27 protein-coding genes and 2 pseudogenes are annotated in these 26,410 nt (G+C 72.7%); 13 read left to right on the top strand and 16 right to left on the bottom strand.

The features are described 5' to 3' along the window. Positions 1-25: 25 nt before the first annotated feature. Positions 26-322 carry a DUF4193 domain-containing protein gene (locus ACQP0N_RS08240; RefSeq protein ID WP_007075406.1) on the bottom strand — a complete coding sequence of 99 codons (297 nt, stop codon included), beginning with the start codon at positions 320-322 and terminating at the stop codon, positions 26-28. Positions 323-756: 434 nt separating this feature from the next. On the opposite strand from ACQP0N_RS08240, the gene ACQP0N_RS08235 reads away from it, so the two are divergent. Continuing rightward, positions 757-1,275 carry a LytR C-terminal domain-containing protein gene (locus tag ACQP0N_RS08235; RefSeq protein ID WP_355053301.1) on the top strand — a complete coding sequence of 173 codons (519 nt, stop codon included), beginning with the start codon at positions 757-759 and terminating at the stop codon, positions 1,273-1,275. Positions 1,276-1,299: 24 nt separating this feature from the next. Here ACQP0N_RS08235 and ACQP0N_RS08230 read toward each other — a convergent pair whose 3' ends face one another. Continuing rightward, positions 1,300-2,121, bottom strand: a complete 822-nt coding sequence (locus ACQP0N_RS08230; protein WP_433118867.1) for an inositol monophosphatase family protein — start codon at positions 2,119-2,121, stop codon at positions 1,300-1,302. 287 nt (positions 2,122-2,408) lie between these two features. Between ACQP0N_RS08230 and ACQP0N_RS08225 the strand changes: the two genes are divergently transcribed. After that, complete coding sequence (locus ACQP0N_RS08225) at positions 2,409-4,034, top strand: RNA polymerase sigma factor (RefSeq protein WP_433118865.1); 1,626 nt, start codon at positions 2,409-2,411, stop codon at positions 4,032-4,034. A 245-nt stretch (positions 4,035-4,279) separates the two neighbouring features. Then, complete coding sequence (locus ACQP0N_RS08220; protein WP_355053276.1) at positions 4,280-4,513, top strand: DUF7455 domain-containing protein; 234 nt, start codon at positions 4,280-4,282, stop codon at positions 4,511-4,513. 748 nt (positions 4,514-5,261) lie between these two features. Here ACQP0N_RS08220 and ACQP0N_RS08215 read toward each other — a convergent pair. From ACQP0N_RS08215 to ACQP0N_RS08205, 3 genes are all read right to left on the bottom strand, one after another. Then, positions 5,262-6,995 (bottom strand): DEAD/DEAH box helicase, encoded by a 1,734-nt coding sequence (locus ACQP0N_RS08215; protein WP_433118862.1) that lies wholly within the window; start codon positions 6,993-6,995, stop codon positions 5,262-5,264. 179 nt (positions 6,996-7,174) lie between these two features. Then, the gene (locus ACQP0N_RS08210) at positions 7,175-7,816 is read right to left on the bottom strand and encodes a trimeric intracellular cation channel family protein (RefSeq protein ID WP_433118860.1); all 642 of its coding nucleotides are present in this window, start codon (positions 7,814-7,816) and stop codon (positions 7,175-7,177) included. A 40-nt stretch (positions 7,817-7,856) separates the two neighbouring features. Beyond that, a complete protein-coding gene (locus ACQP0N_RS08205) occupies positions 7,857-8,075 on the bottom strand; it encodes a DUF3039 domain-containing protein (protein WP_007456912.1) in 219 nt (72 codons plus the stop codon). Positions 8,076-8,163: 88 nt separating this feature from the next. Here ACQP0N_RS08205 and ACQP0N_RS08200 point away from each other — a divergent pair, with 88 nt between their 5' ends. Continuing rightward, positions 8,164-9,096: a pseudouridine-5'-phosphate glycosidase gene (locus ACQP0N_RS08200; protein ID WP_355053273.1), complete on the top strand. Its 933-nt coding sequence runs from the start codon at positions 8,164-8,166 to the stop codon at positions 9,094-9,096. Then, positions 9,093-9,995, top strand: a complete 903-nt coding sequence (locus tag ACQP0N_RS08195) for a carbohydrate kinase family protein (RefSeq protein ID WP_433118858.1) — start codon at positions 9,093-9,095, stop codon at positions 9,993-9,995. The genes ACQP0N_RS08200 and ACQP0N_RS08195 overlap by 4 nt, the downstream gene beginning before the upstream one ends. Positions 9,996-10,024: 29 nt before the next feature. Here the strand turns inward: ACQP0N_RS08195 and ACQP0N_RS08190 are convergent, their stop codons facing one another. Further along, positions 10,025-10,384 (bottom strand): DUF3099 domain-containing protein, encoded by a 360-nt coding sequence (locus tag ACQP0N_RS08190; protein ID WP_433121505.1) that lies wholly within the window; start codon positions 10,382-10,384, stop codon positions 10,025-10,027. A 104-nt stretch (positions 10,385-10,488) separates the two neighbouring features. Between ACQP0N_RS08190 and ACQP0N_RS08185 the strand changes: the two genes are divergently transcribed. Both ACQP0N_RS08185 and ACQP0N_RS08180 read left to right on the top strand, forming a co-directional pair. Next, positions 10,489-10,776 carry a hypothetical protein gene (locus ACQP0N_RS08185; RefSeq protein ID WP_124771959.1) on the top strand — a complete coding sequence of 96 codons (288 nt, stop codon included), beginning with the start codon at positions 10,489-10,491 and terminating at the stop codon, positions 10,774-10,776. 14 nt (positions 10,777-10,790) lie between these two features. After that, entirely contained in the window at positions 10,791-11,102 is a 312-nt protein-coding gene (locus tag ACQP0N_RS08180; RefSeq protein ID WP_363660806.1) for a hypothetical protein, read from the top strand. A gap of 3 nt (positions 11,103-11,105) precedes the next feature. On the opposite strand, the gene ACQP0N_RS08175 is transcribed toward ACQP0N_RS08180, so the two are convergent. Next, positions 11,106-11,690, bottom strand: coding sequence for an HhH-GPD-type base excision DNA repair protein (locus ACQP0N_RS08175; RefSeq protein ID WP_433121503.1), 585 nt, complete (start codon positions 11,688-11,690; stop codon positions 11,106-11,108). Between the two features lie 95 nt (positions 11,691-11,785). On the opposite strand from ACQP0N_RS08175, the gene ACQP0N_RS08170 reads away from it, so the two are divergent. The 4 genes from ACQP0N_RS08170 to ACQP0N_RS08155 all read left to right on the top strand — a co-directional run bounded on the left by ACQP0N_RS08170 (position 11,786) and on the right by ACQP0N_RS08155 (position 15,458). Next, the gene (locus tag ACQP0N_RS08170; protein WP_433118857.1) at positions 11,786-13,270 is read left to right on the top strand and encodes a DUF7059 domain-containing protein; all 1,485 of its coding nucleotides are present in this window, start codon (positions 11,786-11,788) and stop codon (positions 13,268-13,270) included. Beyond that, on the top strand, positions 13,270-13,692 hold the full coding sequence (dtd, locus tag ACQP0N_RS08165) for a D-aminoacyl-tRNA deacylase (RefSeq protein ID WP_433118855.1): 423 nt from the start codon (positions 13,270-13,272) through the stop codon (positions 13,690-13,692). Before ACQP0N_RS08170 ends, dtd begins: the two co-directional genes overlap by 1 nt. 275 nt (positions 13,693-13,967) lie before the next feature. Then, positions 13,968-14,960 (top strand): RNA polymerase sigma factor SigB, encoded by a 993-nt coding sequence (gene sigB / locus ACQP0N_RS08160; RefSeq protein ID WP_433118853.1) that lies wholly within the window; start codon positions 13,968-13,970, stop codon positions 14,958-14,960. A gap of 90 nt (positions 14,961-15,050) precedes the next feature. Beyond that, complete coding sequence (locus tag ACQP0N_RS08155) at positions 15,051-15,458, top strand: VOC family protein (RefSeq protein WP_433118851.1); 408 nt, start codon at positions 15,051-15,053, stop codon at positions 15,456-15,458. Between the two features lie 13 nt (positions 15,459-15,471). Here ACQP0N_RS08155 and ACQP0N_RS08150 read toward each other — a convergent pair. The 3 genes and pseudogenes from ACQP0N_RS08150 to ACQP0N_RS08140 form a co-directional block, all read right to left on the bottom strand. Then, positions 15,472-17,927 (bottom strand): annotated as a pseudogene (locus ACQP0N_RS08150) (GNAT family N-acetyltransferase). 113 nt (positions 17,928-18,040) lie between these two features. Then, positions 18,041-19,222 carry an acetoin utilization protein AcuC gene (locus ACQP0N_RS08145; RefSeq protein ID WP_433118849.1) on the bottom strand — a complete coding sequence of 394 codons (1,182 nt, stop codon included), beginning with the start codon at positions 19,220-19,222 and terminating at the stop codon, positions 18,041-18,043. 48 nt (positions 19,223-19,270) lie between these two features. Next, positions 19,271-20,130, bottom strand: a pseudogene (locus ACQP0N_RS08140) (sulfurtransferase). Between the two features lie 100 nt (positions 20,131-20,230). Here ACQP0N_RS08140 and ACQP0N_RS08135 point away from each other — a divergent pair. After that, complete coding sequence (locus ACQP0N_RS08135; RefSeq protein ID WP_433118848.1) at positions 20,231-20,920, top strand: metal-dependent transcriptional regulator; 690 nt, start codon at positions 20,231-20,233, stop codon at positions 20,918-20,920. A gap of 14 nt (positions 20,921-20,934) precedes the next feature. Here ACQP0N_RS08135 and ACQP0N_RS08130 read toward each other — a convergent pair whose 3' ends face one another. Next, complete coding sequence (locus ACQP0N_RS08130) at positions 20,935-21,480, bottom strand: hypothetical protein (RefSeq protein WP_433118846.1); 546 nt, start codon at positions 21,478-21,480, stop codon at positions 20,935-20,937. 87 nt (positions 21,481-21,567) lie between these two features. Continuing rightward, entirely contained in the window at positions 21,568-21,822 is a 255-nt protein-coding gene (locus ACQP0N_RS08125) for a DUF5522 domain-containing protein (protein WP_433118844.1), read from the bottom strand. A 50-nt stretch (positions 21,823-21,872) separates the two neighbouring features. Between ACQP0N_RS08125 and ACQP0N_RS08120 the strand changes: the two genes are divergently transcribed. Then, positions 21,873-22,832 (top strand): MerR family transcriptional regulator, encoded by a 960-nt coding sequence (locus ACQP0N_RS08120; RefSeq protein ID WP_433118842.1) that lies wholly within the window; start codon positions 21,873-21,875, stop codon positions 22,830-22,832. On the opposite strand, the gene ACQP0N_RS08115 is transcribed toward ACQP0N_RS08120, so the two are convergent. The 4 genes from ACQP0N_RS08115 to ACQP0N_RS08100 all read right to left on the bottom strand — a co-directional run bounded on the left by ACQP0N_RS08115 (position 22,808) and on the right by ACQP0N_RS08100 (position 26,273). Beyond that, positions 22,808-23,743, bottom strand: coding sequence for a DUF2332 domain-containing protein (locus ACQP0N_RS08115; protein WP_433121501.1), 936 nt, complete (start codon positions 23,741-23,743; stop codon positions 22,808-22,810). The two genes, ACQP0N_RS08120 and ACQP0N_RS08115, sit on opposite strands and share 25 nt — an antisense overlap. A gap of 347 nt (positions 23,744-24,090) precedes the next feature. Then, entirely contained in the window at positions 24,091-24,615 is a 525-nt protein-coding gene (gene pyrE, locus ACQP0N_RS08110; protein WP_433118840.1) for an orotate phosphoribosyltransferase, read from the bottom strand. Positions 24,616-24,719: 104 nt separating this feature from the next. After that, entirely contained in the window at positions 24,720-25,685 is a 966-nt protein-coding gene (locus ACQP0N_RS08105) for a CU044_5270 family protein (protein ID WP_433118837.1), read from the bottom strand. A gap of 18 nt (positions 25,686-25,703) precedes the next feature. Beyond that, the gene (locus tag ACQP0N_RS08100; protein WP_433118835.1) at positions 25,704-26,273 is read right to left on the bottom strand and encodes an RNA polymerase sigma factor; all 570 of its coding nucleotides are present in this window, start codon (positions 26,271-26,273) and stop codon (positions 25,704-25,706) included. Positions 26,274-26,410 lie beyond the last annotated feature (137 nt).

Genomic DNA, 26,410 nt, shown 5'->3' with positions numbered 1-26,410 from the left:
GAGGCCGCCGCCGGTGTCGTGCGTGTCAGACGCACTCTCGGCAGATCAGCTCGCCGTTACGCTCGACCGCCAGCTGGCTGCGATGGTGGACCAGGAAGCAGCGGGCACAACGGAACTCGTCCTGCTGCATCGGTAGCACCTTGACAGTGAGCTCCTCGTCGGCCAGGTCGGCACCGGGCAGCTCGAAGCTCTCGGCGACCTCGGCCTCGTCGACGTCCACCGCGCCCGACTGTGAGTCGACGCGCCGGGCCTTGAGCTCTTCCAGGCTGTCCTCGCCGAGGTCGACCTCGTCGCGACGCGGGGCGTCGTAGTCGGTGGCCATCGGATGTCACTCTCCCATATCGATGTTGTCGCTTCCGGTTGTAACGCCGGACGACGCTGTTTCGGTTCCGCTGGCCGGCAACCACTTGTGTCGGGCACCCGACCCGCGGACCGTACGGGTCGGGACCGCTGGGGCCACTCCCCTGCGAGCGCGGAACCTTACCCCCCCTTGGGCGAGGCATGTATACCGCCCTCGCGGCTGAGATGTACGCCCCCGCACGCGAAGTTGTTCCCAATGTGATTCAGGCGACACGAAGATAGGGGTAGTAGTACCCGGTTCGCGGTCGGCGCGCCGGCATGTCGGACTGTTTCCACGCGACGGCCGGACAACCGTTAACCTCAGCGGCGTATTCGACGGCCGACGGTCAGCGCGATCGTTGGCGGCCGCCACCACCCACCTCAGCTCCGGGGAGCGCCCAGATGAGTTTTGCGCGAGTGCGAGCACTCGTCGTCGTCGGCCTGCTGGGGGTCCTGGCGCTGGCGTTCGTGATCACCGCGATCGTCCGGGACAGTCAGGGCGAGGCCGGCGCGGCGGGCAGCTGCCCGGACGGCTGGCCGCTGGCCGACGTCACCCTGCACGAGACCAAGGACGTCAAGATCAACGTCCTGAACGCGACCGACGAGCCGGGCCGGGCGAGCGCCGTCGCCGACGACTTCCGGAACCGCAAGTTCCAGGTCAAGAAGGTCGGCAACGCGCCCAAGGGCATCGACGACGTGGCCGTGCTGAAGTTCGGCCCCAAGGGTGTCAGCTCCGCCCACCTGCTGAAGGCGTACTTCCTGGACAACGCCGACCCGGTGTACGACCCCAAGCGCACCGACGACACCGTGGACGTGGTGCTGGGCAACGGCTTCCAGCAGCTCGCCACCACCACCGAGGTCAACCAGTCCCTCGGCGACCTGGGCCCGCCGGTCGCGCCGCCGGGCTCCTGCCCGTCCCCCGGCCCCAAGAAGTGACGGCCTGACCGGCAGCCACCGGAGTCAGGGGCCGCCGGAGGCGTCCAGGGCGGCCAGCCGGTCGTGCAGCCCGGCGAAGAGGGCCGGCGGGGCCGCGATCACCAGGTCCGGGCCGGCCGGGCGACCGGCCAGGCCGGCCACCCGGGCACCCGCCTCGGCGGCCACCAGGCCCCCGGCGGCCTGGTCCCAGGCCGACAACCCCTTCTCGAAGTACGCGTCCAGCCGGCCCTCCGCGACCATGCAGAGGTCCAGCGCGGCGGCGCCGAGGCGGCGGATGTCCCGTACCGAGGCGATCAGCCCGGCCACCACCGACGCCTGGTGCGCCCGACGGCCGGCGTCATAGCCGAAACCGGTGCCGACCAGCGCCTGCCCCAGGTCGGTCTCACCCGAGCAGCGCAGCCGGACGCCGTCGCGCCACGCCCCGCCGCCGGCCGTGGCGGTCCACTCCTCACCGGTGTGCACGTTGCGCACCACGCCGGCGACCACCGTCCCGTCCACCTCGGCGGCCAGTGACACCGCGCTGTACGGCAACCCGTAGAGGTAGTTCACGGTGCCATCGATCGGGTCGACGATCCACCGCACCCCGCCCGGCGCCACCGGACCGGTGTCCGTCGTGCCGTACTCCTCGCCGAGGACCGCGTCCCCCGGCCGCAGCCGGCGCAGGGCGTCGAGAACCTGGCGCTCGACGGCTCGGTCGGCGGCCGTGACCACGTCGGTGACCGTGCTCTTGGTCGCCGCCACGGAAACTCCCTCGACCCGCATCCGGTACGCGGTCGCCGCGGCGTCCCGCGCCACCTCGATCGCGATCTCCAACAATTCCCGCGGTGGCGGTGCCGAACGGTCCATTTCAGGGTCCCCTTCCGGCACGACCGGGGCGTTGCGGGCCGTGCGCGAGTATCATCCTTACAAAGTCCACATCTGCGCCGAATCGGCGGTCCCGCCGCCGTTACGCCGTGCGGCGCAGGATGATCGCCGCAGACGGCGTTACAATTCACCCCTGCCCACGCGCCACGGACCGCCGACCACCGGCCGGCCCGGGACACGGGGGTCCCTCAACCACATCGCCCGGCCCGGTTGACCCGCCGTGCCGGACGACCCGGCCGTGCCCGCTCTTCGCCTCCGGAAGGTCATTCGTGACAGAACCCCGCCAGCCCGGCGCCGACGTTCGCTCGCTCACCGACACCCTGATCGCCCATGCGCAGAGCGCTGGCGGTCAGCTCACGTCGGCTCAGCTCGCGCGCACCGTCGAGACCGCCGAGGTGACTCCGGCCCAGGCCAAGAAGATCCTGCGGGCGCTCTCCGAGGCGGGAGTGACCGTGGTGGTGGACGGCTCGGCCAGCACCCGCCGCCGGGTCGCCGCAGCTCGCTCGACGACCCCCGCGTCCCGAGCCACCACCGCCAAGACGACCAAGAAGGCCGCCGCGCCCGCCCCGAAGCAGGCGCCCGCCTCCGACGAGCCGTCGGCGACGCCCGCCCCGCGCAAGGTGGCCGCTCGCAAGGCCGCCGGCAGCACCGCCGGGGTCGCCGCCGCGGCAGCCGCCCCGGCCAAGGCGACCAAGTCCACCCGCGCGACCAAGGCCACGGTGGCCGCGGCGGCCGGCGCCAAGCCGGTCAAGGCGGCCGGCAAGGCCAAGGGCGAGGGGGCCGAGGGCGCCGAGGGTGAGATCGACCCGGAGGAGCTCGCCGCCACCATCGAGGACGTGGTGGTCGAGGAGCCGGCCGAGCTGGCCCAGGCCGCCGAGACCGACGCCGCCGCGTCGGCCACCGACAACGACTTCGAGTGGGACGACGAGGAGTCCGAGGCGCTCAAGCAGGCCCGGCGCGACGCCGAGCTGACCGCCTCCGCCGACTCCGTCCGGGCGTACCTGAAGCAGATCGGCAAGGTCCCGCTGCTCAACGCCGAGCAGGAGGTGGAGCTGGCCAAGCGGATCGAGGCCGGGCTGTACGCCGCCGAGCAGCTGCGCGCGGCCGACGAGGGCGAGGAGAAGCTCGCCCGGGAGATGGTCCGCGACCTGGGCTGGATCTCCCGGGACGGCGAGCGCGCCAAGAACCACCTGCTCGAGGCGAACCTCCGTCTGGTCGTGTCCCTGGCCAAGCGGTACACGGGACGCGGCATGGCCTTCCTCGACCTCATCCAGGAGGGCAACCTCGGTCTCATCCGGGCGGTCGAGAAGTTCGACTACACCAAGGGTTACAAGTTCTCCACGTACGCCACCTGGTGGATCCGGCAGGCCATCACCCGCGCCATGGCCGACCAGGCCCGCACCATCCGCATCCCGGTGCACATGGTCGAAGTCATCAACAAGCTCGGCCGCATACAGCGTGAGCTGCTCCAGGACCTGGGCCGCGAGCCCACTCCGGAGGAGCTGGCCAAGGAGATGGACATCACACCCGAGAAGGTGCTGGAGATCCAGCAGTACGCTCGGGAGCCCATCTCGCTGGACCAGACCATCGGTGACGAGGGCGACAGTCAGCTCGGTGACTTCATCGAGGACTCCGAGGCCGTCGTCGCCGTCGACGCCGTCTCGTTCTCGCTCCTGCAGGACCAGCTCCAGCAGGTGCTGCAGACGCTCTCCGAGCGGGAGGCGGGCGTGGTACGGCTGCGCTTCGGCCTGACCGACGGTCAGCCGCGGACGCTGGACGAGATCGGTCAGGTCTACGGGGTGACCCGGGAGCGGATCCGCCAGATCGAGTCCAAGACGATGTCCAAGCTGCGGCACCCGTCCCGGTCGCAGGTTCTCCGGGATTACCTGGACTGAGCCTGTTTCGTCAACCGAACGTGTCGTTTTGACCACCTGGCGTGCAACGCCAGGTGGTGATCGTCCGGATACACGAATGTGATCGTTGACGTGGCACCCTGGGTTCACGGCACACTGTCCCTGCCATGTGTGACCTCGGTCCCCCGCGGGCACACAGGGAAGGCAAGGCCCAGCACGGGTGTTGCACGATAGGTGAGCAACGACCGAAGAGATTGTTCATCGGTGACGACCAGAGGAGGAAGGCGATGACCCCGACCCTCACGCCGCCGCCCGAGACGGTGGCTCCCCCAGCCGCCGATGAACGGTGCGACCGCTGCAATGCTGCCGGCAAGCTCCGTATCTCTCTCTCGGGTGGGAGCGAGTTGGTGTTCTGTGGGCACCACGCGAACAAGTACGCGGAGGATCTCGTGAAGATCACCGTGCGGTTCGCGACGGACCCCGAGTTCACCTGGCGTGGCGCCGATTTGATGGCGAACTAAGTCCGCGACCGACATAGCCGACCGGAGGTACCCCACACGGGGTGCCTCCGGTCGGCTTTTCCCTGCCCTGCCCTGCCCAGGCCAGGCCAGGCCAGCGCCCGCCGAGATCCACGCAAGTTCGGGGATGTTGCTGGTTCCGACGCGCGAGAGGCAGCAACATCCCCGAAGTTGCACAGATCTTGGGCACCGGGCCCTCCCCGCTCCGCCCGCGCCCGCGCCGCGCCGCGCCGCGCCGGCCAAGATCGTGCTCGAACCAGGATGTAGTGGCCTCACAGACCCGTGACACCACTACATCAGTGATCGAGCACGATCTTGGTGGGCACGCGACACGTGGGGGCCTGGGATGCGCGGGGCGTCTCGAATGCGCGGGGTGCCTCGGGTGGCCGGGGGGCCTGGGATGCGCGGGGTGCCTCGAATGCGCGGGGTGCCTCGAATGTGCGCGCGGGGTGCCTCGGGTGGCCGGGGTGCCCCGAATGCGCGGCGTGCCTCGGGTGGCCGGGGGGCCTGGGATGCGCGGGGTGCCTCGAATGCGCGGCGTGCCTTGGGTGGCCAAGGTGCCTCGGGTGGCCGGGGTGCCCCGAATGCGCGGCGTGCCTCGGGTGGCCGGGGGGCCTGGGCTGCGCGGGGTGCCTCGGATGCGCGGGGTGCCTTGGGTGGCCAAGGTGCCTCGGGTGCCCGGGGGTGCCTGGGTTGCGGAGGGGGCCGGATGCCCGCCTGCGTTCGTGTTGGGGGCGTGGGGTTCGTGGGGTCAGAGGGTCTGCACGGTGGCGATGCGTTCCTCGAGCTGCTCGATGGTGGCCTGGGCGCTCGGCGGCCCACCGCAGAGCCGGCGCAGCTCGGCGTGGATCTTGCCGTGCGGCTGGCCGGTGCGGTGGTGCCGGGCGGCCACCAGAGCGTTGAGTTGACGCCGGAGCGCCACACGGCGCTGGGCGGCACTCAGGGGTACCGGAGGCGCCGCCGAGGGCGCAGCGGCCGGCTGAGCGGCCCGCTCGGCGGTACGACGACGCTGGGCGGCAATCTGATCCGCCTGCCGCTTGGTCAGCAGCAGCGAGACCTGGTCGGCGGTGAGCAGACCGGGCAGGCCCAGGTATTCCTCCTCCTCGGGCGTACCGGCCTGCGCGGCGGTCCCGAACGACGCGCCGTCGAAGATCACCTGGTCCAGTTCGGCGGTGGCCGAGAGCGCGGCGAACCGCTTCTCCAGCTCCCCGCTGGCCTGGTCGTCGCGCTGCGCGCGTTCCAGCAGGTCGTCGTCGAGGCCGTCGGACTCCTTGGGCTTGCCCAGGACGTGGTCCCGCTCGTTCTCCATCTCGCTGGCCAGTCCGAGCAGGTGCGGCACGCTGGGCAGGAACACCGAGGCGGTCTCGCCGGGGCGGCGGGCCCGCACGAACCGGCCGATCGCCTGGGCGAAGTAGAGCGGCGTGCTGGCGCTGGTGGCGTAGACGCCGACGGCGAGCCGGGGGATGTCGACACCCTCGGACACCATCCGCACCGCGACCAGCCACCGCTGGTCGGACGCCGCGAACGTCGCGATCCGCGCGGAAGCGCCCTGGTCGTCGGAGAGGACCACGGCGGCCTTCTCACCGGTCACCTGCTCGATCAGCTTGGCGTACGAGCGCGCGGTCTGCTGGTCGGTGGCGATGATCAGGCCACCGGCGTCGGGCATCCCCGCGTTGCGCAGCACGGTGAGCCGGGCGTCGGCGGCGCGCAGCACCTGCGGCATCCAGTCCCCCGCCGGGTCCAGGGCGGTACGCCACGCCTGCGCCACCAGATCCTGGGTCATCGGCTCGCCGAGGCGGGCCGCCAGCTCGTCCCCGGCGTTGGTACGCCAGCGGGTCTCCCCCGAGTAGGCGAGGAAGAGCACCGGCCGGACGACCCCGTCGCGCAGCGCGTCGGCGTAGCCGTACACCGAGTCGGCGCGGGAGCGCAGCAGCCCGTCACCGCCCCGCTCGTACTCGACGAACGGGATCGGGTTGTCGTCGGAGCGGAACGGCGTGCCGGTGAGCATGAGCCGGCGTACGGCCGGCTCGAAGGCGGCCTTGACGCCGTCGCCCCAGGTGCGGGAGTCCCCGGCGTGGTGGATCTCGTCGAGGATGACCAGGGTGCGACGGGTCATCGTGCGTCGCCGGTGCACCTGCGGGGCCATGCCGACCTGGGCGTAGGTGATCACGGCGCCGTGGAAGTCGGCGGCGGAGTGCAGGTCGGCGTTGCGGAACGCGGCGTCGAGCTGGATGCCCACCCGGGCCGCGGCCTCGGACCACTGGGTCTTCAGGTGCTCGGTCGGGGCGACCACGGTGACCGCCTCGACGGTGCCGTCGGCGAGCAGTTCGGCCGCGATGCGCAGGGCGAAGGTGGTCTTGCCGGCGCCCGGCGTGGCGACCGCGGTGAAGTCGTCGCCGCGCCGGCGCAGGTACTCCACCAGGGCCTTGCGCTGCCAGGCACGCAGTGCCGGGAACGTCTCGAGCACCGGCGTCCGGGCTGCCACGCGAAGCTCCTCTCCGACCGCACGACGGCGGACACCGGGCGAGGGCCACGAGTACCGCCGCCCATGAAAACGCCTCCGCGCAGAAGCTGCCGCGAAGGCCGACTCAGCATAACCAGCGCGCGCCCGCAGGCCCAGGCGACGCCCCGCTGGTCACATCCGCGACCGCGGCGGGACGGGCCTCACCAGGGGTCGCCGGTGCGCGGTGGCCGCAACGTCGCCACCGGCGCGGACCAGCGGCGGCGCAGCGCGAGCAGGCGCAATCCGAACACCCCGACGGCGGCGGCGGTGAGCGGCACCGGATCGGCCTGGCCGGTCAGGTACAGCAGCGCCACCACGACCGAGCCGGCCAGCGCGGCCACCGCGTAGATCTCCCGGCGCAGCACCACGGGGATCTCCGCGGTGAGCAGGTCCCGGCCGAGCCCGCCGCCGATCGCGGTCAGCATGCCGATCAGGCACGCGCCGACGGCCGGCACCCGGGCGTCGAGCGCCTTGAGCGTGCCGGTCACGGTGAACAACGCAAGGCCCGCCGCGTCGAGCACCAGCACGGTGGTGCGCAGCCGGGCGAGTTGCGGGTGCAGCCAGAACACGGCGACCGCGGTGATCGCGGCGGTCGTGGCGTACCGCCAGTCGGCGAAGGCCAGCGGCGGCACCTCGTCGATGACGAGGTCGCGGAAGATGCCGCCGCCGAGCGCGGCCACGAAGCCGACGAACGCGACACCGAAGAGGTCGAGCCGTTTGGCCACCGCGGCCGAGGCCCCGGAGGCGGCGAACACCGCGACCCCGGTCAGGTCGGCGAGGAGCAGGGCGGTGGAGGTGGTCACCGCCGCAGGCTACGTCGCCGGCCGAAGGACCGGCCGGGGTTCACTCGCGGTACGAGTCGTAGATCTCCTTGCACTTGGGGCAGACCGGGGAGCCCGGCTTGGCCGCCTTGGTGACCGGGAAGGTCTCTCCGCAGAGCGCGACGACGAAGGTGCCCATGACGGCACTCTCGGCGATCTTCTCCTTGCGGACGTAGTGGAACATTTCCGGACCGGTGTCGGCGTCCTTCAGCTCCGGACGCTCGAGAACCTCTGTGCTCACGTCTGCACCTCCAACGGACAAGTTTGGCAGGTCATCACGGCCGGGTCCACTTGAGGCCGGCCGGCATCCGACCCCGTACGGTGCCCGTGTGACTGACTTTCGCATCAGCTACGGCACCGAGGTCGCCGCAGCCCTGCGCGACGGCCGACCCGTCGTGGCACTGGAGAGCACCATCGTCTCGCACGGCCTGCCCCGTCCGCAGAACCTGCGGGTGGCGCGGGAGATCGAGCAGGCGGTCCGGGACGCCGGGGCGGTGCCGGCGACGATCGGCATGATCCGTGGCGAGCTGGTGGTCGGTCTGGACGACGCGCAGCTGACCCGACTGGCCACCGTCGATGGTGTGACGAAGCTCTCGGTGCGCGACCTGGCCGTGGCGGCGGCCACCGGCGCGGACGGCGCCACCACCGTGGCCGCGACCAGCGCGGTGGCGGCGGCCGCCGGGATCGGGGTGTTCGCGACCGGCGGGTTGGGCGGGGTGCACCGGGAGGCGGAGCACACCTTCGACGAGTCGGCGGACCTCGTCACCCTGGCCCAGACGCCGATCACGGTGGTCTGCGCCGGAGTCAAGTCGATCCTCGACGTGGGCGCGACGTTGGAGCGCCTGGAGACCCTCGGGGTCGCCGTGCTCGGCTACCGCACCCGACGGTTCCCCGGCTTCTACCTCACCGACGCCGGCTTCGACCTGGACTGGTCGGTCGACTCGCCGGAGCAGGTCGCCGCCGTACTGGCCGCCCGGGACGAGCACGCCGTGCACACCGGCGCACTGCTCGTCGCCAACCCGCTGCCGGTCGACGAGCAGCTCGACCCCGAGCTGCACGACCGGACCCTCGCCGACGGCCTGGCCCTGCTGGAGCGGGACGGGGTGACCGGCAAGGCCGTCACGCCGTACCTGCTGGCGCACTTCCACTCGGCCACCGAGGGCGCGAGCCTCACGGTGAACATCCGGATCATCCTGCGCAACGCCGACCTGGCCGCGCGCATCGCGGTCGCCACGGTCGCCCGCGCCGCCGTCCCGGCATGACCCCTGGGACCCGCGTGGTCGTCGTCGGAGACGTGATCACCGACGTGGTCGCGGTGCTCACCGGGCCGCTCGCGGCCGGCACGGACACCGCGGCCGAGATCAGCCTCGGCGGCGGCGGGCAGGCGGCCAACACCGCCGCCTGGGTGGCCGCCCAGGGATTCGCCGTCACGCTCGTCGGCGCGGTCGGCGACGACGACGCGGGGCGCGACCGGGCGGCCGAGTTGGCCCGCGCGGGCGTGGACTGCGCCGTCGAACGGGTGCCGGGCGTACCCACCGGCACGGTGGTCGTGCTGACCGCCGACGGCGAGCGGACCATGGTCACGTCGCGGGGCGCGAACCTGCGGTTGAGCGCCGAGCACGTCGAGAAGGCCGTCGCGGCCGCGCCCGACGCGGGGCATCTGCACCTGTCCGCGTACACCCTGTTGGACGCCGCGTCGCGCGCAGCGGGACTGCGGGCGTTGGCCGTCGCCCGCGAGCTCGGGCTCACCACCAGCGTCGACGCGGCCTCCGCGGGGCCGCTGCGGCGCGTCGGCGCGCGGGCCTTCCTGGGTTGGGTACGCGACGTCGACCTGCTCCTGGTCAACGCGGACGAGGCCACGGTGCTGGCCGGCGGTCTGGACCCGGCGGCGCAGGGGCGGGCGTTGTCGGCGACGGCCCGACGGGTGGTGGTCAAGCGTGGCGCGGCGGGCGCGGTGTGGGTCGAGGGCCGCACGGCCACGGTCAGCGTGGCGGCGGCCCGGCGGGTGGCGGTGGTGGACGTCACCGGGGCCGGCGACGCTTTCGCGGCCGGCCTGCTGACCGCCTGGCTCGGCGGGGCAAGCGCGAGCGCGGCCCTGGACCGCGCGACCGAACTGGGGGCGCTCGCCGTCTCCAGCGTCGGCGCCCGACCACCGGCCTGAGGCGTCGGAGCCCTGGCCCGCGGGGCGGGTCAGGGCTCGACGTCGATGATCTTGTGAGGACGCTCCTCGGCGGTGAGGCTCATGGGTGGGGTCTCGATCCGCCGCCGGGGGTGGAACCGGTTGGCCAGCCGGTGCTCCTCCTTGGGCGGCCGGTCGTTCGCCAGCAGCACGGCCAGCCACGGGATGAGCACCATGCCGAGGGCGCACAGCGGCAACCAGAGCCAGAGCAGGGGAGCCTTCGCGCCGACCAGGATCGCTCCGGCGACGATGCAGGCCACCCGGATGCCCATCATGAGGATGTAGCGACGCTGACGGCTCGTGAGCTGATCGTGCTGGCTGCGCGAGGCATCGGTGATCAGAATCGGCTCGTACGCCTGACGCTTCACCAGGGACCTCCTCGAGGGGATTACGCCCCATCCTGTCACCACGAAGCCGTGATCAGCGAATATCGAGTCATCCCGGTACGTGTTACGCGCGTGGTACGCTGCGCGACGTGGGCAGCAGGTTCAGCTTCACCGACGAGGCGTTGGCCAACCTGAGGGTCTACGACGTCACGCCCGGGGAAGTCTGGGAGGCGCTGCACAGCGCGCGACGGGTCATCCGCCACCTGGGCGACGACGTGATGGTGGTCTACGCCGCCGCCCGCCGGGGCCGCCGCCTGGCGGTGCTGCTCGCCGAGGCCGATGGCACCGACAACGACTGGGACATCCTTTCCGCCCGCGAGCTGAGCGACGTCGAGTCCAAGCGCTACGACGAGGCCGTGCGGAGAGATCGCCGATGAGGGGGGCCGTGACGATGCACCGCAACGACGCGACGAAGCAGTTCCACAGCGGCGACGACCGGCTCGCCGAGCTGATCGACGAGAGCCCCGCGGTGGACCTGCCCACACCCGACACCGACGTGCCGATGGTGAGCCGGTCGGTCCGGCTGCCGCTGGAGACCTACGAGCGGGTCCGCGCCGCCGCCGACGCCCGGGGCATCGGGGTCACCACGCTCATGCGGCAGTGGATCGAGGCCGGCCTCGCCGACCTGGACGACTCGGCCACCGTCTCGCTGGCCGACGTACGGCGCGCGCTGGCCTCCCTGGCGCACCCCACCGCCGCCTGAACGTCAGCCCTGATCGGCCTTCGCCGCCGCCTTCATCTGCTGCTTGTACTCCCGCACCCGGCGCAGCGAGTCGGCGTCGGTGACGTCCGCCACCGACCGGTACGCGCCAGGGTCGCCGTACCCGCCGGCCGCCGTCCGCCAGTCCTGCGGAGTCACCCCGAACCGCTTGCCCAGCAGCGCCACGAAGATCTGCGCCTTCTGCTTGCCGAAGCCGGGCAGGTCGGCGACGCGCCGGAGCAGCTCCGGCCCGTCGGCGACGCCCGACCACAACAGCGCCGCGTCGCCGTCGTAGCGCTCCACGAGCACCCGACAGACCTCCTGCACCCGCGTCGCCATCGCCTTCGGGAACCGGTGCAGGGCCGGCGGGGTGGCGAAGAGCGCGATCAGCGCCTCCGTGTCGTAGCCGGCCAGCTCCGCCGCGTTTAGGTCGTGACCGAGCCGCTGCGCCAGCACGTACGGCGAGGAGAACGCCTTCTCCATCGAGACTTGTTGATCAAGGACCATGCCGACCAGCAGGGCCAGCGGGCTGCGCTCCAGCAGACGGTTGGCCTCGGGGTCGATGGGGAGCACGAGCGTCATGGCCACCATCCTGCCCCGCCCACCGACCCGGTCGGACACCGACGCTCCGACGTCCGTCGGCGGGTGCCGCCGACCCGGGACGCGACGCGGGGCAGGATGTCGGGGTGGACGAACACGACATGCTGCTCTCCCCCGCCGGCGTCGACGCGCTGCGGACCGCGCTGGCCCGGGCCGGGTTCACCAGCAACGGCATCGCCGAACGGCTCGGCCCGCAGGCCACCGCCTCGGTCGGGCGCAACGACTATCGGGCCGCGCTGCGCGCCACCGAGGACCGCGACCCCCTCGCCACGCTGATCCGGGTGTTCATCTGCGACCAGACCGAACCGGAGGCCGCCGTCGCCGCCGCGCTGGCCCCGTTGGGGCTCGCCGAGGCGCTGGCCGGCGGGATCGTCGAGCCGTACGACGAGGGCCTGCGCGCCGGAGTCGACCTGGAACCGTACGGCGACGACTGGTGGGTGCTCGCCGACGTGCCGGCCTCGGCCCGGCCCGGGCGACCCCTGCACGCCGAACACGTGCTCGGTATCGGCGGCGCCACCCACACCCTGATCGGGGCGACCGTACGTCGGCCGGTCGGCGCCGCCCTGGACCTGGGCACCGGCTCCGGCGTCCAGGCCCTGCACCTGGCCACCCACGCCGACACGGTGACCGCCACGGACCTCTCCGAGCGGGCCCTGCGCTTCGCGGCGACGAACGCCGCCCTCAACGGCCAGGACTGGGAGCTGCTGCGCGGCGACATGGTCGCGCCGGTGGCCGGCCGTCGATTCGACCTGGTGGTGAGCAACCCGCCGTTCGTGGTGGGCCCGGGCACCACCACACACGTCTACCGCGACTCGGGTCGGGTGGGTGACGCCATCGCCGCCGAGCTGGCCGCCGCCGCCCCCGGCCTGCTCACCGAGGGCGGCACCATGCAGTACCTGGCGAACTGGGTGCACGTCGCCGGTGAGGAGTGGGACGAGCGGGTGGCCGGCTGGTTCGCCGGCACCGGGCTGGACGCCTGGGTGATCCAACGCGAGGTGGCCGACCCGATGGCGTACGTCGACCTGTGGCTCACCGACGTCGGTGAGGGCACCGACCCGCAACGGGCGGCCGTCTGGCTGGACTGGTTCGACCAGCACAAGATCGAGGCGATCGGCTTCGGGATCGTGTCGCTGCGCCGCGGCGGCCACACCGATCCGGTGGTCCGCGTGGAGGACCTGCGCCAGCGGGTCCAGCCGCCGTTGGGCGACCAGATCGGCGCCTGGTTCGACCGACAGGACTTCCTGCGGGTACGCGACACCGAGGCGTTGCTCGCCGAACGCTACCGGGCCGCCAACGGTCTCCAGCTCCGCCAGGAGGCCACCATGGGCGACGAGGGCTGGGCGGTCGACCGGCAGGTGCTCGCGATGCCGCACGGTCTGCGCTGGACCGAGGAGATCGATCCGTTGGTGCTGGCGCTGGTCGGCGGGGCGGACGGCCGCCTACCGCTCCGCGACCAGCTCGCCCTGCTCGCGGCGGCCCACGAGGTCGAGCCCGCCGAGATGGCCGAGGCGGCCGGCCCGATCGTCGCGCACCTGGTCGAGCGCGGCTTCATCGAGCCGGTGGTGCGCTGATGCGGGCCGTGGTGCAGACGGTCGGGCGGGCCAGCGTGACGGTGGACGACGAGGTGGTTGGCGCGATCGAGGACGGCCTGCTGGTGCTGCTCGGCGTGACGCACACCGACACCGCGGAGACCGCCGCGACGATGGCCCGCAAGGTGCACGAGCTGCGCATCCTGGACGACGAGCGGTCCGCCGCCGACGTCGGGGCGCCGATCCTGGTGGTCAGCCAGTTCACCCTCTACGGCGACGCCCGCAAGGGCCGCCGTCCAAGCTGGACGGCAGCCGCCCCCGCCGACGTGGCCGAACCCCTGGTGACGGCGGTGGTGGAAGCCCTGCGCCACTGCGGCGCGAAGGTCGAGACCGGCCGCTTCCGCACCCACATGCTCGTGGAAAGCACCAACATTGGCCCCAAAACAATCCTCCTAGACCTCTAACCCCCTCCCTCCCCGTGTCGATCAAGAGGTTCGCGTCAAATTCCGCACGATTCTTGACGCGAACCTCTTGATCACCGGGGGCGCCGGGATCGCCGGGAACGCCGGGGGTGGGCGGCAAGCGGTCTGGTGACAGTTTTTTGTGGCGATCCTGCGGGATTGCTGTCGGGTCCACGATCAGCTCACTCCCGTTTCACGTCCCGCCCGCCAAGCTGTGTCTCACACCGGCACCACTGGGCCGGAGACACGGCACAGACGTGGGATACGGGGAGACAGAGATGACGGAACAGCGGACGCGCCCAGCCACCAGCACCGAGACCGACGCCCTCACCGACCTGGACGCCACCGACGAGCGCGGCATCTCCACCGACCTGGTCCGGGCGTACCTCAACGGCATCGGTCGGACGAAGCTGCTGACGGCCGCGCAGGAGGTCGAGCTGGCCCGGCGGGTCGAGGCCGGACTGTTCGCCGAGGAGAAGCTCGTCACCTGCACTCCGGTCTCGGACGAACTGCGGGCCGACCTGGAGCTGATCGTCGTCGAGGGCCGCGCGGCCAAGGACCACCTGCTGGAGGCGAACCTGCGGCTGGTGGTCAGCATCGCCAAGCGCTACACCGGACGCGGGATGGCCTTCCTGGACCTCATCCAGGAGGGCAACCTCGGTCTGATCCGGGCGGTGGAGAAGTTCGACTACGCCAAGGGCTACAAGTTCTCCACGTACGCCACCTGGTGGATCCGGCAGGCCATCACCCGCGCCATGGCCGACCAGGCCCGCACCATCCGTATCCCGGTGCACATGGTCGAGCAGGTCAACCGGATGGTCCGGGCCCGCCGCGAGCTGGCGGTGTCGCTGGGCCGCGAGCCCGGCGTCGCGGAGATCGCCCGGGCACTGGAGATCCCCGAGTACCAGGTCATCGAACTCATCTCGTACGACCGGGAGCCGGTCAGCCTGGACCAGGCCGTCGGCGACGACGGGGAGAGCGCGCTCGGTGACTTCGTGGCCGCGGTGGACCCGCGTACCGACCCGGGCGAGGGAGCCGCGCAGGGCGAGCTGCGTAACGAGGTGAGTGTCGTGCTGGCCACGCTGTCGCAGCGGGAGCAGGCGGTCATCCGGCTCCGGTTCGGGCTGGACGACGGTCGGCAGCGCACCCTGGACGAGGTCGGCCGGGAGTTCGGCCTCTCCCGCGAGCGCATCCGGCAGATCGAGAAGGGGACGCTGCTGAAGCTGCGCGCGCCGGAGCGGGCCCAGCGCCTGGAGGCGTACGCCTGCTGACGCGCACGAAGTTGTGGAAGGCCCTGGCGGTTCGCCGGGGCCTTCCCCTTGCCGCGATGGTTGACTGGAGACCCCGACGAGAGGGCACCCGTGAACTGGACGCTGGAAGTCGTGATCGTGCCCGTGTCGGATGTGGACCGGGCGAAGCGGTTCTACGCCGACCAGCTTGGTTTCGCCGTCGACCACGACACCGTGATCGGTGACGACGCGCGCATCGTGCAGCTGACCCCGCCCGGCTCCGGTTGCTCGATCGTGATCGGCAAGGGCGTCGTCCCGGAGATGCCGCCCGGCTCGCTCAGGGGCCTGCAGCTGGTCGTGCCCGACCTGAAGCGGGCCCACGCCGAGCTGGTCGAGCGGGGCGTGCGGGTCAGCGAGATCCAGGTGGTGGGCGTCAACCCCCGACCGGTGTCCGACCCGCTGGACAATGTCGGCTTCGTCTTCTTCGCCGACCCGGACGGCAACACCTGGGGCGTGCAACAGATCTCCAGCCGCGCCTGAGCGGCGCGCCCCTTTAGAGGCGGCGGGGGCCGGTGTCCGGGCGGGCGGCCACGCCGCCGACGCGTACCTGGGCGTGCAGGACCGAGATGCCGTCCGGTCGGGCGAGCACCGGGTTGAGGGTGACCGAACGCACCCGGGGCTGCTCGTCGGCGAGCTGACCGACCCGTAGCAGCAGGTCGGCCAGGGCCGCGCGGTCCACCGGCGCGGCGCCCCGGTGCCCCGCAACAGCGGCGCCGCGCGGGGCTCGTCGACCAGTTCGGCGGCGTCGGTGTCGGTGAGCGGCACCGCCCGCCAGGCCCGGTCCCCGAGCAGGTCGGTGGCGACTCCCCCGAGACCGAAGCCGACCACCGGGCCGAACGCCGGATCTTCCACCAGCTCCACGACGCAGGCCACCCCGGGCGGGACCATCGGCTGCACCAGCACGTCCGCGCCGAAGCCGGCGGCCATCTCGGTGTACGCGCGGCGGACGCTCGCCTCGTCGCGCAGGTCGAGACGGACGGCGCCCAGGTCGAGCCGGTGCCGCAGCCCCGGGTCGGCGGCCTTGAGCGCCACCGGGAGACCCACCCGCGCCGCCGCTTCGGCCGCCGCGTCGACCGTGTCCACGAGCGTCGACGGCACGGTCTCGATGCCGTACGCGGCCAGCAGCGCCCCCGCGTCGACGGGGTCGGCGCGCAGCGCGGCCTGCGCGGCGTCCCGGTCGACGCGGGGCAGTTGGGGTGCCACGCCGGACGGGCGGCCCAGCCACCGCGCGTACCGGTGTACCCGGGCGAGGGCGCGGACGGCCTCCTCCACCCCGCCGTACGCGGGCACCCCGGCGGGCAGCCGGCCGACCAGGAACGTCGCCACGGTCGGCTTGCCCAGGGCGAGGGCCGCCGGAAGGGCGGCGGTGACGTCGGCGTCCACGTCGGTGCGTTGACCGGGCAGCGGTGGGGCGAAGACCACCACGAGGGCGTCCACCCTGTCGTCGGCGGCCGTCTCGGCGAGGGCGGTGGCGAACTCGGCCGCACCGGCGCTCGGGCCGACGTCACGGGGGTAGCCGTCGGCCACGGTCAGGCCCTGCGCGACGCACGCCGTCGCCGCCAACCCGGTCAGCGCCGACGAGTTGCCGACCACGCCGACCCGGTCGCCGGTGGGCAGGGGCTGGTTGGCCAGCAGCACCCCCACGTCCAGCAGTTCCGCCACGGTGTCCACCCGGATCACCCCGGACTGGGCGAAGAGCGCGGCCACCGCCACCTCGTCCGGGCCGGCCGCGTCACCGACCCCGGGTGGGCGGGCCGGAGAGGCGAGCGCCACGACCGGTTTGGCGCGACCGATCCGCCGGGCCAGCCGGGCGAACTTGCGTGGGTTACCGAACGTCTCCAGGTACAGCATGATCACGTCGGTGCCGGGGTCGTCCTGCCAGTACTGCAACAGGTCGTTACCGGACACGTCGGCCCGGTTGCCGGCGGAGACGAAGCTGGACAGGCCGAGACCACGCCGGTCCGCCTCGGCGAGCAGCGCCACCCCGAACGCGCCGGACTGGCTGAAGATGCCGACCCGACCGGCCGGCGGCAGCGCGGGCGCGAGCGTGGCGTTGAGGCGTACCGTCGGATCGGTGTTGGCCACGCCCAGACAGTTCGGGCCGACCACGCGCATCCCGGCGGCGTGGGCCGCGCGGACCAGCGACCGCTGCGTGGCCGCGCCCTCGCCGCCGGCCTCGGCGAAGCCGGCCGAGATCACGACGAGGCCGTGCACGCCGGCGGCGGCCGCGTCGGCGACCACCGCGGTCGCCGCCTCCGGCGGGACCGCCACCACCGCCAGGTCCACCGCGAGCTGGGCGTCGACAGCGCTCGGGTACGCGGGCAGCCCGGCCACCGTCGACGCGCTCGGATGCACCGGCACGACCGCGCCGGTGAACCCGCCATCGCGCAGGTGCCCGAGCACCGCCGCGCCGACACCCTGCCCGGTGGCGCTCGCGCCGTAGACGGCGATGCCCCGCGGCGCGAGCAGGCGGGCGATCGAACGCGCCTCGGTGCGGTGCTCCCGGCCGCGCTGCACCTCCAGGGTGGCCTCGGTCGGGGCGATCGGGAAGCTCAGGTGCACCACGCCGTCGGCGTACGCGCGCTGGACCTGGTAGCCGAAGTCGGAGAAGACCCGCAGCATCGTCCCGTTGGCCGGCAGCACCTCGGCGACGAAGCTCATGATGCCGTTGCGCCGGGCGGCGTCGGCCAGGTGTTCCATCAGCACCGAGCCGATGCCCCGGCCCTGGAAGGCGTCCTCCACCACGAAGGCCACCTCCGCCTCGGGCGCCTGCGGGCCCAGGCGCTCGTACCGGCCGACCGCGACGATCTGGTCGGCGGCCAGCACCACGAACGCCTCCCGGTCGTGGTGGTCGACCGTGACGAAACGGATCAGGTCGCGCTCCGGGATGCGCGGATACGGCGAGAAGTACCGCAGGTAGCGGGTGCGCTCGGAGAACCGGCTGTGCATCGCCACCACGCCCGGCGCGTCGGTCGGGTCGATCTGTCGCAACTGGACGGTACTGCCATCGCTGAGCAGCACGTCCACGGGTTGGTCCACGCTCGTCACGGAAACGGCCCGGCTCAGTCCCGCGGGTCGTACGGATCGAGCCCGAGCAGCGGGAAGACGGTCTTGCGGGTCGCCGCGATGGCCCGGTCCACCGCGTTCGGCTCGCCCGTCGGCTGCCACGGCTCGTACGACGGGTCGGCGTCGTCGGTCATTCGCAGCGGGATCTCCCGGCCCGGTCGACGGGCCGCCGCCAACTCCCGCCAGGCGAGCGGGGTGAGCGTCGCCGGGTCGATCGGGTCGCCGGTCGCCACGGCCAGCAGGTGCGTCCATGCCCGGGGCACCGCCTCGACCAGCGCGTACCCGCCGCCGCCGGTGGCGACCCAACGGCCCTCGCACAGCTCGTCGGCGAGCGACCGCAGCGCGAGGTAGGTGGCGCGCTGCCCGTCCACCGTCAGGTTCAGGTCGGCCAGCGGATCCAGCCGGTGCCCGTCCGCGCCACACTGGGTGACGAGCACCTGCGGGCGGAACGCGCGCAGCACCGACGGCACGATCGCGTGGAACGCCCGCTGCCAGCCGGTGTCGTCGACGCCCGGAGGCAGCGGCACGTTCACCGCGCTGCCCAGCGCGCCCGGACCGCCGGTCTCGTCGGGAAAGCCGGTACCGGGAAAGAGCGCCAGTGGCGTCTCGTGCAGGCTGACCGTGAGCACCCGGGGGTCGTCCCAGAAGATGTCCTGCACCCCGTCGCCGTGGTGCACGTCCACGTCGACGTACGCGATCCGCTCGGCGCCCAGGTCGAGCAGCCGGGCGATGGCCACCGCCGGGTCGTTGTAGACGCAGAAACCGGACGCCCGGGCGGGCATCGCGTGGTGCAGGCCACCGGCCACGTTGACGGCCCGACGGGCGTCTCCCCGCCAGACCGCCTCCGCGGCGGCAACCGTCGCGCCGGCGATCAAGGCGCTGGACTCGTGCATCCCCTCGAAGATCGGGTTGTCGGAGGTGCCCAGCCCGTACCCGGCGAACAGCGGGTCGCGCGGCGCGGCCCGTACAGCGGCCAGGTAGGCCGGGTCGTGCACGCGGCTCAGCAGGGCGTCGTCGGCGGGCTCCGGCTTGACCACGCGCACACCGGGTCGGGTCAGGACGCCCAACTCCTGGGCGAGCGCGACGGTCAGCTCCACCCGGACCGGGTCGAGTGGATGGTCACCCAGGTTGTAGGCCAGCAGCGCGGGGTCCCACACCACCACCGTGTCGTCGGACATGAGCCCATCGTCGCACGAGGACCGTCGTCGGCCCGTCGCACGCGCTGGTCAGCGCTCTGGTGTCGGCCCGGTGGCGACCGGCCGGGACGGGTCGGCGACCCAGTTGCTCCACGACCCGACGTACAGCGCGGCGTCCGGCCGGCCGACCAGGTGCAGCGCGAGGACCGCCTGCGCGGCGGTGACACCGGAACCGCAGTACGCCCCGACCTCCCGCGCCCCCTGGACGCCGACGGCGGCGAACCGGTCCCGCAGCACCTCGGCGGCCGGGAAGCGCCCGTCGGCGCCCACGTACTCGCCGGCGGGCAGGTTCGCCGCGCCGGGCACGTGACCGGCGACCGGGTCGATCGGTTCGACCTCACCCCGGAAGCGCGGCGCCGCGCGTACGTCGAGCAGCACGGCGTCGTCGGCGGAGGCCAGGGTGGCGGCCTGCCCGGCGTCGAGCACCGGGAGGGCACCGGGGTGCACCTCGACGTCGCCGGGACGCGGGGTGGGCGCGTCGGTGGAGACCTCTCGGCCGGCGGCCACCCACGCCGGGAAGCCCCCGTGCAGCAGGCGCACCTGCCGGTGTCCCGCCCACCGCAACGTCCACCAGGCGCGTGCGGCGGCCAGGCCGTCGCCGCCGTCGTACACCACCACGGGGTGACCGGAACGGACGCCGGCGGCCCGCAGCGCCCCCGCAGCGCGCCCGGGTCGGGCAGCGGGTGCCGGCCGCCGACGCCGGGCGGCCCGCACAGCGCGGTGTCCAGGTCGACGAAGACCGCGCCGGGCAGGTGACCGGCCAGGTAGTCGTCGTGGCCGGGCGGGCCGGTGAGCCGCCAGCGGACGTCGAGCAGGGTGGGCGGGTCGGCGTGGTCGAGCTCGACGGCGAGCCGGTCGACCTCGACGAGCAGCTCCTCGGTACCGGACATGGCGACCATCCAACACCATCCGGGTCAGCACGGCGCGATTCGGCAGCGGTCGCTCGGCGCGCGGCAGGGTAGCATCGTGCATCGGAGGGCCGCTTACCTTATGAAGTCTCACGATCTGGTCGACACGACCGAGATGTACCTGCGCACCATCCTCGAGCTGGAGGAGGAGGGAGTGCCGCCGCTACGCGCCCGGATCGCCGAGCGCCTCAAGCAGAGCGGCCCCACCGTCAGCCAGACCGTGGCCCGGATGGAGCGCGACGGCCTGCTCACCGTCGAGGGCGACCGGCACCTGACGCTCACCGCGCTCGGCCGGGGCACCGCGGTGGCCGTGATGCGCAAGCACCGCCTCGCCGAGCTGCTGCTCGTCAACGTCATCGGGATGCCCTACGAGGAGGCCCACGAGGAGGCCTGCCGCTGGGAGCACGTGATGAGCGACGCCGTCGAGAAGCGGGTGTACGACCTGCTCAACCGGCCCACCCGCTCGCCGTACGGCAACCCGATCCCGGGCCTGGAGGAGCTGGGCTCCCCCGGGGCCCCGACCAGCGAGGCCGGCGAGGGCGAGCGCAACCTGGCCTTCCCCGGGCTGTCCGGGCCGGTCGTGGTCCGCCGGATCTGCGAGAGCGTGCAGACCGACTCCGACGTGCTGCGCCAGCTGCACGCCGCGGGCGTCGACCCGGGCGCCACGGTGACCGTGGCCCAGGAACGCGACGGGGTGTCGATCGACCGCTCCGGTGACCGGGTACGGCTGCCCCGCGAGGTCGCCTCCCGGGTCTTCGTCGCCGCCAGCTGACCGCCCACGGGCGGTCACAGCGCCCGGGTGTCGACCTTCTTGGCCACGGCGATCAGCTCAGCGGCCAGCTTGTCCGCAGCAGTGCGCTCGCCCTTGGCGCCGGTCCAGGTCAGGGTGGCGAGTCGGCCGTCGGTGGCCAGCCAGCCGACCTCGGCGACCGGCCCGTGCCCGCCGCTCGCGGCGGCCGTCCGTCGGTACGCCTGCTGACCCAGGCCGGTGATCTTCGTCGCCTTGTCGGGCACCACGTCCGCGCCGAAGGTGGTCTTGTCGATGCTGGTCTCGGACACGCTGAGCATCAGCTCCGGCAGCGCCGCGCGCTCGGCCCGGACCACGCAGGTGTGGGTGTCGTTCCGCTCACTCGCCGCCGCCACGTCGAAGCGCACCTTGACGATTTGTTCGATCACCGCGAAGTCCAGCAGCCGGCACGCCCCGCCCGACGAGGCCGCCGACACGTCCAGGGCCACCGGCGCCGGTGGTGGCACCGCCACCGGCTCGGCCTCGGCGGCACAGCCACTCACCAGCAGGCCCGCCAGCCCGGCGACCACGATCCGCCCGCGCACGTTCCACCCTCTCGCCGACCGACGGCGGAAGGGCCCGCCGGATGTCCGTCGGAAACCGTACGGGGTGTCCGGGTCCGGCGGAAGCCCTCATTCCAAGGGTGGATCGTCCACGTACGGGCAGTGTCGGCAACCCCGTCCGCAGCACGTGCCGCGACGGGCCAGGAAGGCGGCGCTGAGCACGAACAGACCCGTCACCGGGTCGAGGTAGCCGGCCTCTCCGGCGGCCAGCGCGGCGTCGTGCGCGGCGATGATCCGGGCCCGGTCCGGGTGCTCCGGCGGCAGGCGGGACGGGTGCGGCTCGGTGAGCGGCCGGTCGGCCAGGGGTCGTCGCTCTCCGCTCACCGGGCCAGTCTGCTTGAGTCTCCACCGGGGGGAGACGTGAGGGTGGGGGCATGAGCGGTGACGAGCGCTACACGATCGGCGACCTGGCCCGACGCACCGGCCTGAGCGTCAAGACCATCCGCTACTACGCCGACAGCGGGATCGTCCCGCCCACCGACCGGAGTTCCGCCGGCTATCGCCTCTTCGACGCCGAGGCGGTCGCGCGGCTGGAACTCGTCCGGACGTTGCGTGACCTGGGCGTGGATCTGGCCGCCATCCGTCGGGTGGTGGACCGCGAGGTACCGCTGCACGAGGTGGCCACCACGCACGCCGAGGCGCTGGCCGCGCAGATCCGCGTGTTGCGACTGCGCCAGGCGGTGCTGACCGTCGCGGCGCGGCGCGGGGCCGGCCCGGCCGAGGTCGACGACCTGCACCGGTTGGCCCAGCTCACCGCCCGTGAGCGGCAGCACCTGGTGGACGACTTCCTGGACAGCGTCTTCACCGACGATTGGATGCCGTACCCGGGTGTGGTCGTCTCGATGACGCCGGAGCTGCCCGACGACCCCAGCGCCGAGCAGGTGCAGGCGTGGGTGGAGCTGGCCGAGCTGTGCCGCGATCCGGGTTTCCGGACGAGCATGCGGCGGCTCGCCCGCCAGTACGCCGCCGACAACGACGTGCCCGGTCTCCCCCGCCCGGACGCCGTCGCCATCGTGCGCGACGAGGTGGCGGGCGCGCTGGCCGCCGGCATCGATCCGACCGGAGACGAGGCCGAGCCGGTGGTCGCGGCGGTCACCCGCCGGTACGCCCGCCTGCACGGTCTTCCCGAGGACGCCGACCTGCGCCAGCGGTTGCTGGATCGGCTGGTCCTGGCGAACGACCCTCGCCGGGACCGCTACCTCGACCTGTTGTCGGTGATCAACGGCTGGTCGGGTGGGGGTGCGGTCGCGCCGGCCGTGGACTGGTTCGTCCGGGCCCTGCACGCCCGGATGCGCCTGAAGGACCGCTCTCAGCCGAACCAGGTCATCGCCTGACCATGGCCCCGGGTCCAGGCCAGCGGCTTGCCGTCCAGCGCGAGGACGTTGTGCAGCGCCGCGTCCGGCGAGTCGGGTAAGCCGTCGTAGGGCAGCACCTCCGGGGCCTCGTTCGCGATCCAGTGCCCCGGCAGCTCACCGACCAGCCGCACGAACGCGTCCCGGCGCGCGGCGGGCACCTGGTAGAGCACGGACGTGTGGAAGACCACGAGCGTCGCGTCGGCCGGCGCGCGGGCCGCCAGCGCCGGCAGGTCGTCCACCAGGTCACCCCGGACCAGCAGCGGCGGGTCGGCGGCGGCGACCGCCGCCGCCGCGCGCAGCCGGGACCGCCGGTGCGCGTGCTCGGGCCAGATCAGGGCGTCCAACCACGACACGTCGTCGGGGTCGGTCACGTCGAGCGGGTTCAGGTCGAGGCCAGCCCGCCACACCACCTGGGGTACGCGCCCAGGCGGCGTCAACCCGCTGGCCGCGCACTCCAGGATGGGCGCACCGTCGCCGACCTCATGCTCGCCGTACCGGTAGGCGTACCGGTCGGGGTAGAGGCAGAGCCCGGCGGACGCGCCGACCTCCAGCAGGGCGAGGGGCTGCGGCAGCGCGGCGAGCACCGGCAGCAGCACCGCGCACCGGCCCGCCTCGTTCGTCTGGGTGGCCCTGCGCTTCAGCTCGGTGTCGATGACCGGCCAGTGGGCCAGCACGTAGTCGTGGAACGCGCCCGGGTCGTCGACCGGGCCGCCCAACCAGCGGACCACCCCGTACAGCAGGTTCGGCTGTCGTTTGGCCGGTGGGAGCCCGTCGAGCAGGGCGAGCAGGGGGTGGTCGTCGGCGACAGCGTACGACAGCCGCTCGTACGTCGGTGAGACCCCGTGTGCCTCGCGCTGCGCGAACTCGACGTACGCCTTGGCGGTTGTCATGCCCTGATCGTCGCAACGATCTCCCGACTTTTCAGCCCGCGGCGGCGAGTGGATGACGTACACCGTCGAAGTCTCGAAGACGGGCACCTGCGAGGTGGCGACCCGGGTCTCCTCGCCGTACAGCCCAGCGGGACGATTCACGCTGACGTCCGACGGAACGCGGACCACCGCGCCGTTCGGCGTTCGGACCACGACCTCGCACGACGCGTTCACGCTCCAGCCGCTGCCGGAGACCTTGGCCTTTGCCGTGATCACTTGATGCTGGCCAGTTGGCCCCCGAGCTTCGGCGACTGGTCAGCATCAAGTGATCACGCGGGTGCCTTGTTCTGGAAGCGCCTGCGAGACGCTCAGCCCGGCAGGGCGAGTTCCAGGTCGCGACGGGTGAGGGCGGCGCGCAACCGGAGCCTTTCGGCCGCCAGGTTCTCCCGTCCGCCCTGCTCCCGGTCGATGGCGCAGACCACCGAGTCGACCTTTGCGCCGCTGTTCCGTAACTGCCGGCACGACGCCAGCAGCGCGCCACCGGTGGTGACGACGTCCTCGATCACCACGACCCGCCGGCCGTCCACGGGGGCTCCCTCGGCCGCCCTGCCGGTGCCGTACTCCTTCGCCTGCTTGCGCACGAACGCGGTCGGCAGCCCGGTCAGCTGCGACATCACGGTGGCGATCGGAATGCCGCCCATCTCCATCCCCGCCAGCACATCGCACTCGGGCAGCAGCGCGACCATCGCCTCGGCCACCTCACGCAACAGGCCAGGCTCGGCCTCGAACAGATACTTGTCGAAGTACTCGTCGCTCGTCTGACCGGACCGCAGGAGGAACGACCCGGTCAGGTGGCACGTTTCATAGACGCGGTGCGCAAGGGGAGATGTCATGCTGCCAGCCTCGCAAACGGCGCTGCCCCGGCCTCACCCAGTCGTGCAACGCGGCCCGGTCGCCCCACCAGCGGACCACGCCGGACGATGAGACCCCGCACGGCTCAGGGCAGCTGGCCCGGTCGGTCGACGACGGCGATGCGTAGTAGCGCGACAGCGCCGTACATCGACTCCTTGCCGTTGCGCACCACCGAATCTCGGGTGCCGAGGAAGACATGGGTGTCCCGGTCGAAGAGGAAATCATCGTTGCCACCGATCACGCCGGGCATCCGGATCGCGACCCCATGCCGACCTGCGGCGTCGACCACATCTCCCGATATGACGACCGCTCCCGGTTGCCGTGCCAGCAGTTCGAACAGCGCCGCGAGCGCTCGGGGCGGCACGTAGCCGTGGAGCATCGACCGCGCGGTGGTGTACGGCATGCTCTCGCCCCCGTAGACGGCCTCCTCATCGGCCCCTTCGGGTAGATGCAGGTCGACCGGGTGTTCCCGGAGGTAGCGAAGCAGCTCGTCCGGATCGGTGGGCAGTTCGCCGTGGTAGGCCGGCGGCGGAAAAGCGTCGAGTTTCTTCTCCGGGTCGACGGGGTCTTCCTCGCGGAGGACCATGAGCTCGCCCCACCCGTTCGGGTCGGCCTCCGGTCGATAGCGTGCCTGCGTATACGCGACTCCACCGGCCGACTGCCACAGTTGGTTCCGTATCGTCCGGTATGGACCGCTGTCCGGCCGGTCACGGAACGTCGCCAGGGCCTCCGTGAAGACGTACTGGTCGGGGCGGGCGGTGAGCTCCGGCTGCTGCCGGGCGGCGTCGGCGGCCAGGTGGAAGATCTCCGACGCGCTGGCGCTGGGCGGCGACTGGTCGCCGAACCTCATGGTCTGGACCGCCAGCGCACCGGCGGTCAGCGTCACCGCCATCCCGACCGCTCCGGCGAGACGCCAACCACGAAGGAACCGGGTACGGCGTCCGGCCGGACGGCCCGCCGACGCCAGTTCGGCCCGTTGGGCGACGTGTGCGCTCAGGTCCCGGAGAAGCTGCTCCTCGAAACCCTGCGGCGACTGTTCAGTCGTGTTCATCGTCAGCTCCGTCTCATCTCAGGCGAGGGTGGTGACCGGGCGGGCGAGCACCGCGCGGACGAGGCGGCGGGCCCGGTGCAGGCGGACCCGAGCGGCGACCGGCGACATCCCGAGCGCTGTCGCCGCCTCCGCGACGGTGAGGCCGTCCACGGCGACGAGTTCGACGAGCGACCGGGTGCCCTCGGGTAGTTCGCTGAGTGCCCGGTGGGTACGGCGGGCCGCCGACTCGGCGTCGATCCGCTCCTCGATGCGCGCGATGTCGTCGGGGCCGAGGTCCCGCCGTCCGGCCAGTCGGCCGGTCACCCGCAGTCGTTGGGCCGCCCGTCGCCGCTCGTCGCCGATGACGTGGCGGGCCACCCCGTACAGCCAGCCGATCTGGCTACCGCGGTCCGGCCGGTAGCCGGCCGCCGACTCGATCACCGCCAGGAAGACGTCCGCGGTCAGGTCGGCGGCGAGATGGGGGTCGTCGACCCGCCGCGCCACGAACCGGCCCACCGCCTCCAGGTGCCTCCGGTAGAAGACCTCGAACGCCGCTGGATCGACTCCGATGTCGGAGATGTCGTCCTCGGCTCGGCTCGGCTCATTCACAGGCCGTCCTCCCTCGCGCGTTCACACCTCTTCTTCGTAGGGCGGAGCACGAGTGTTACCGAACCATTCGGAAGGCTGGTGGCGGCGAGTGGGTGAAGCGCGTTCGCATGATCACTTGATGCTGACCAGTCGTGGCC

This window comes from Micromonospora sp. CA-246542 (genome assembly GCF_050942905.1).
GTDB lineage: Bacteria > Actinomycetota > Actinomycetes > Mycobacteriales > Micromonosporaceae > Micromonospora.
Note: the sequence above shows the minus strand (reverse complement) of the source record. Positions and strands in the feature narration are given on the sequence as shown.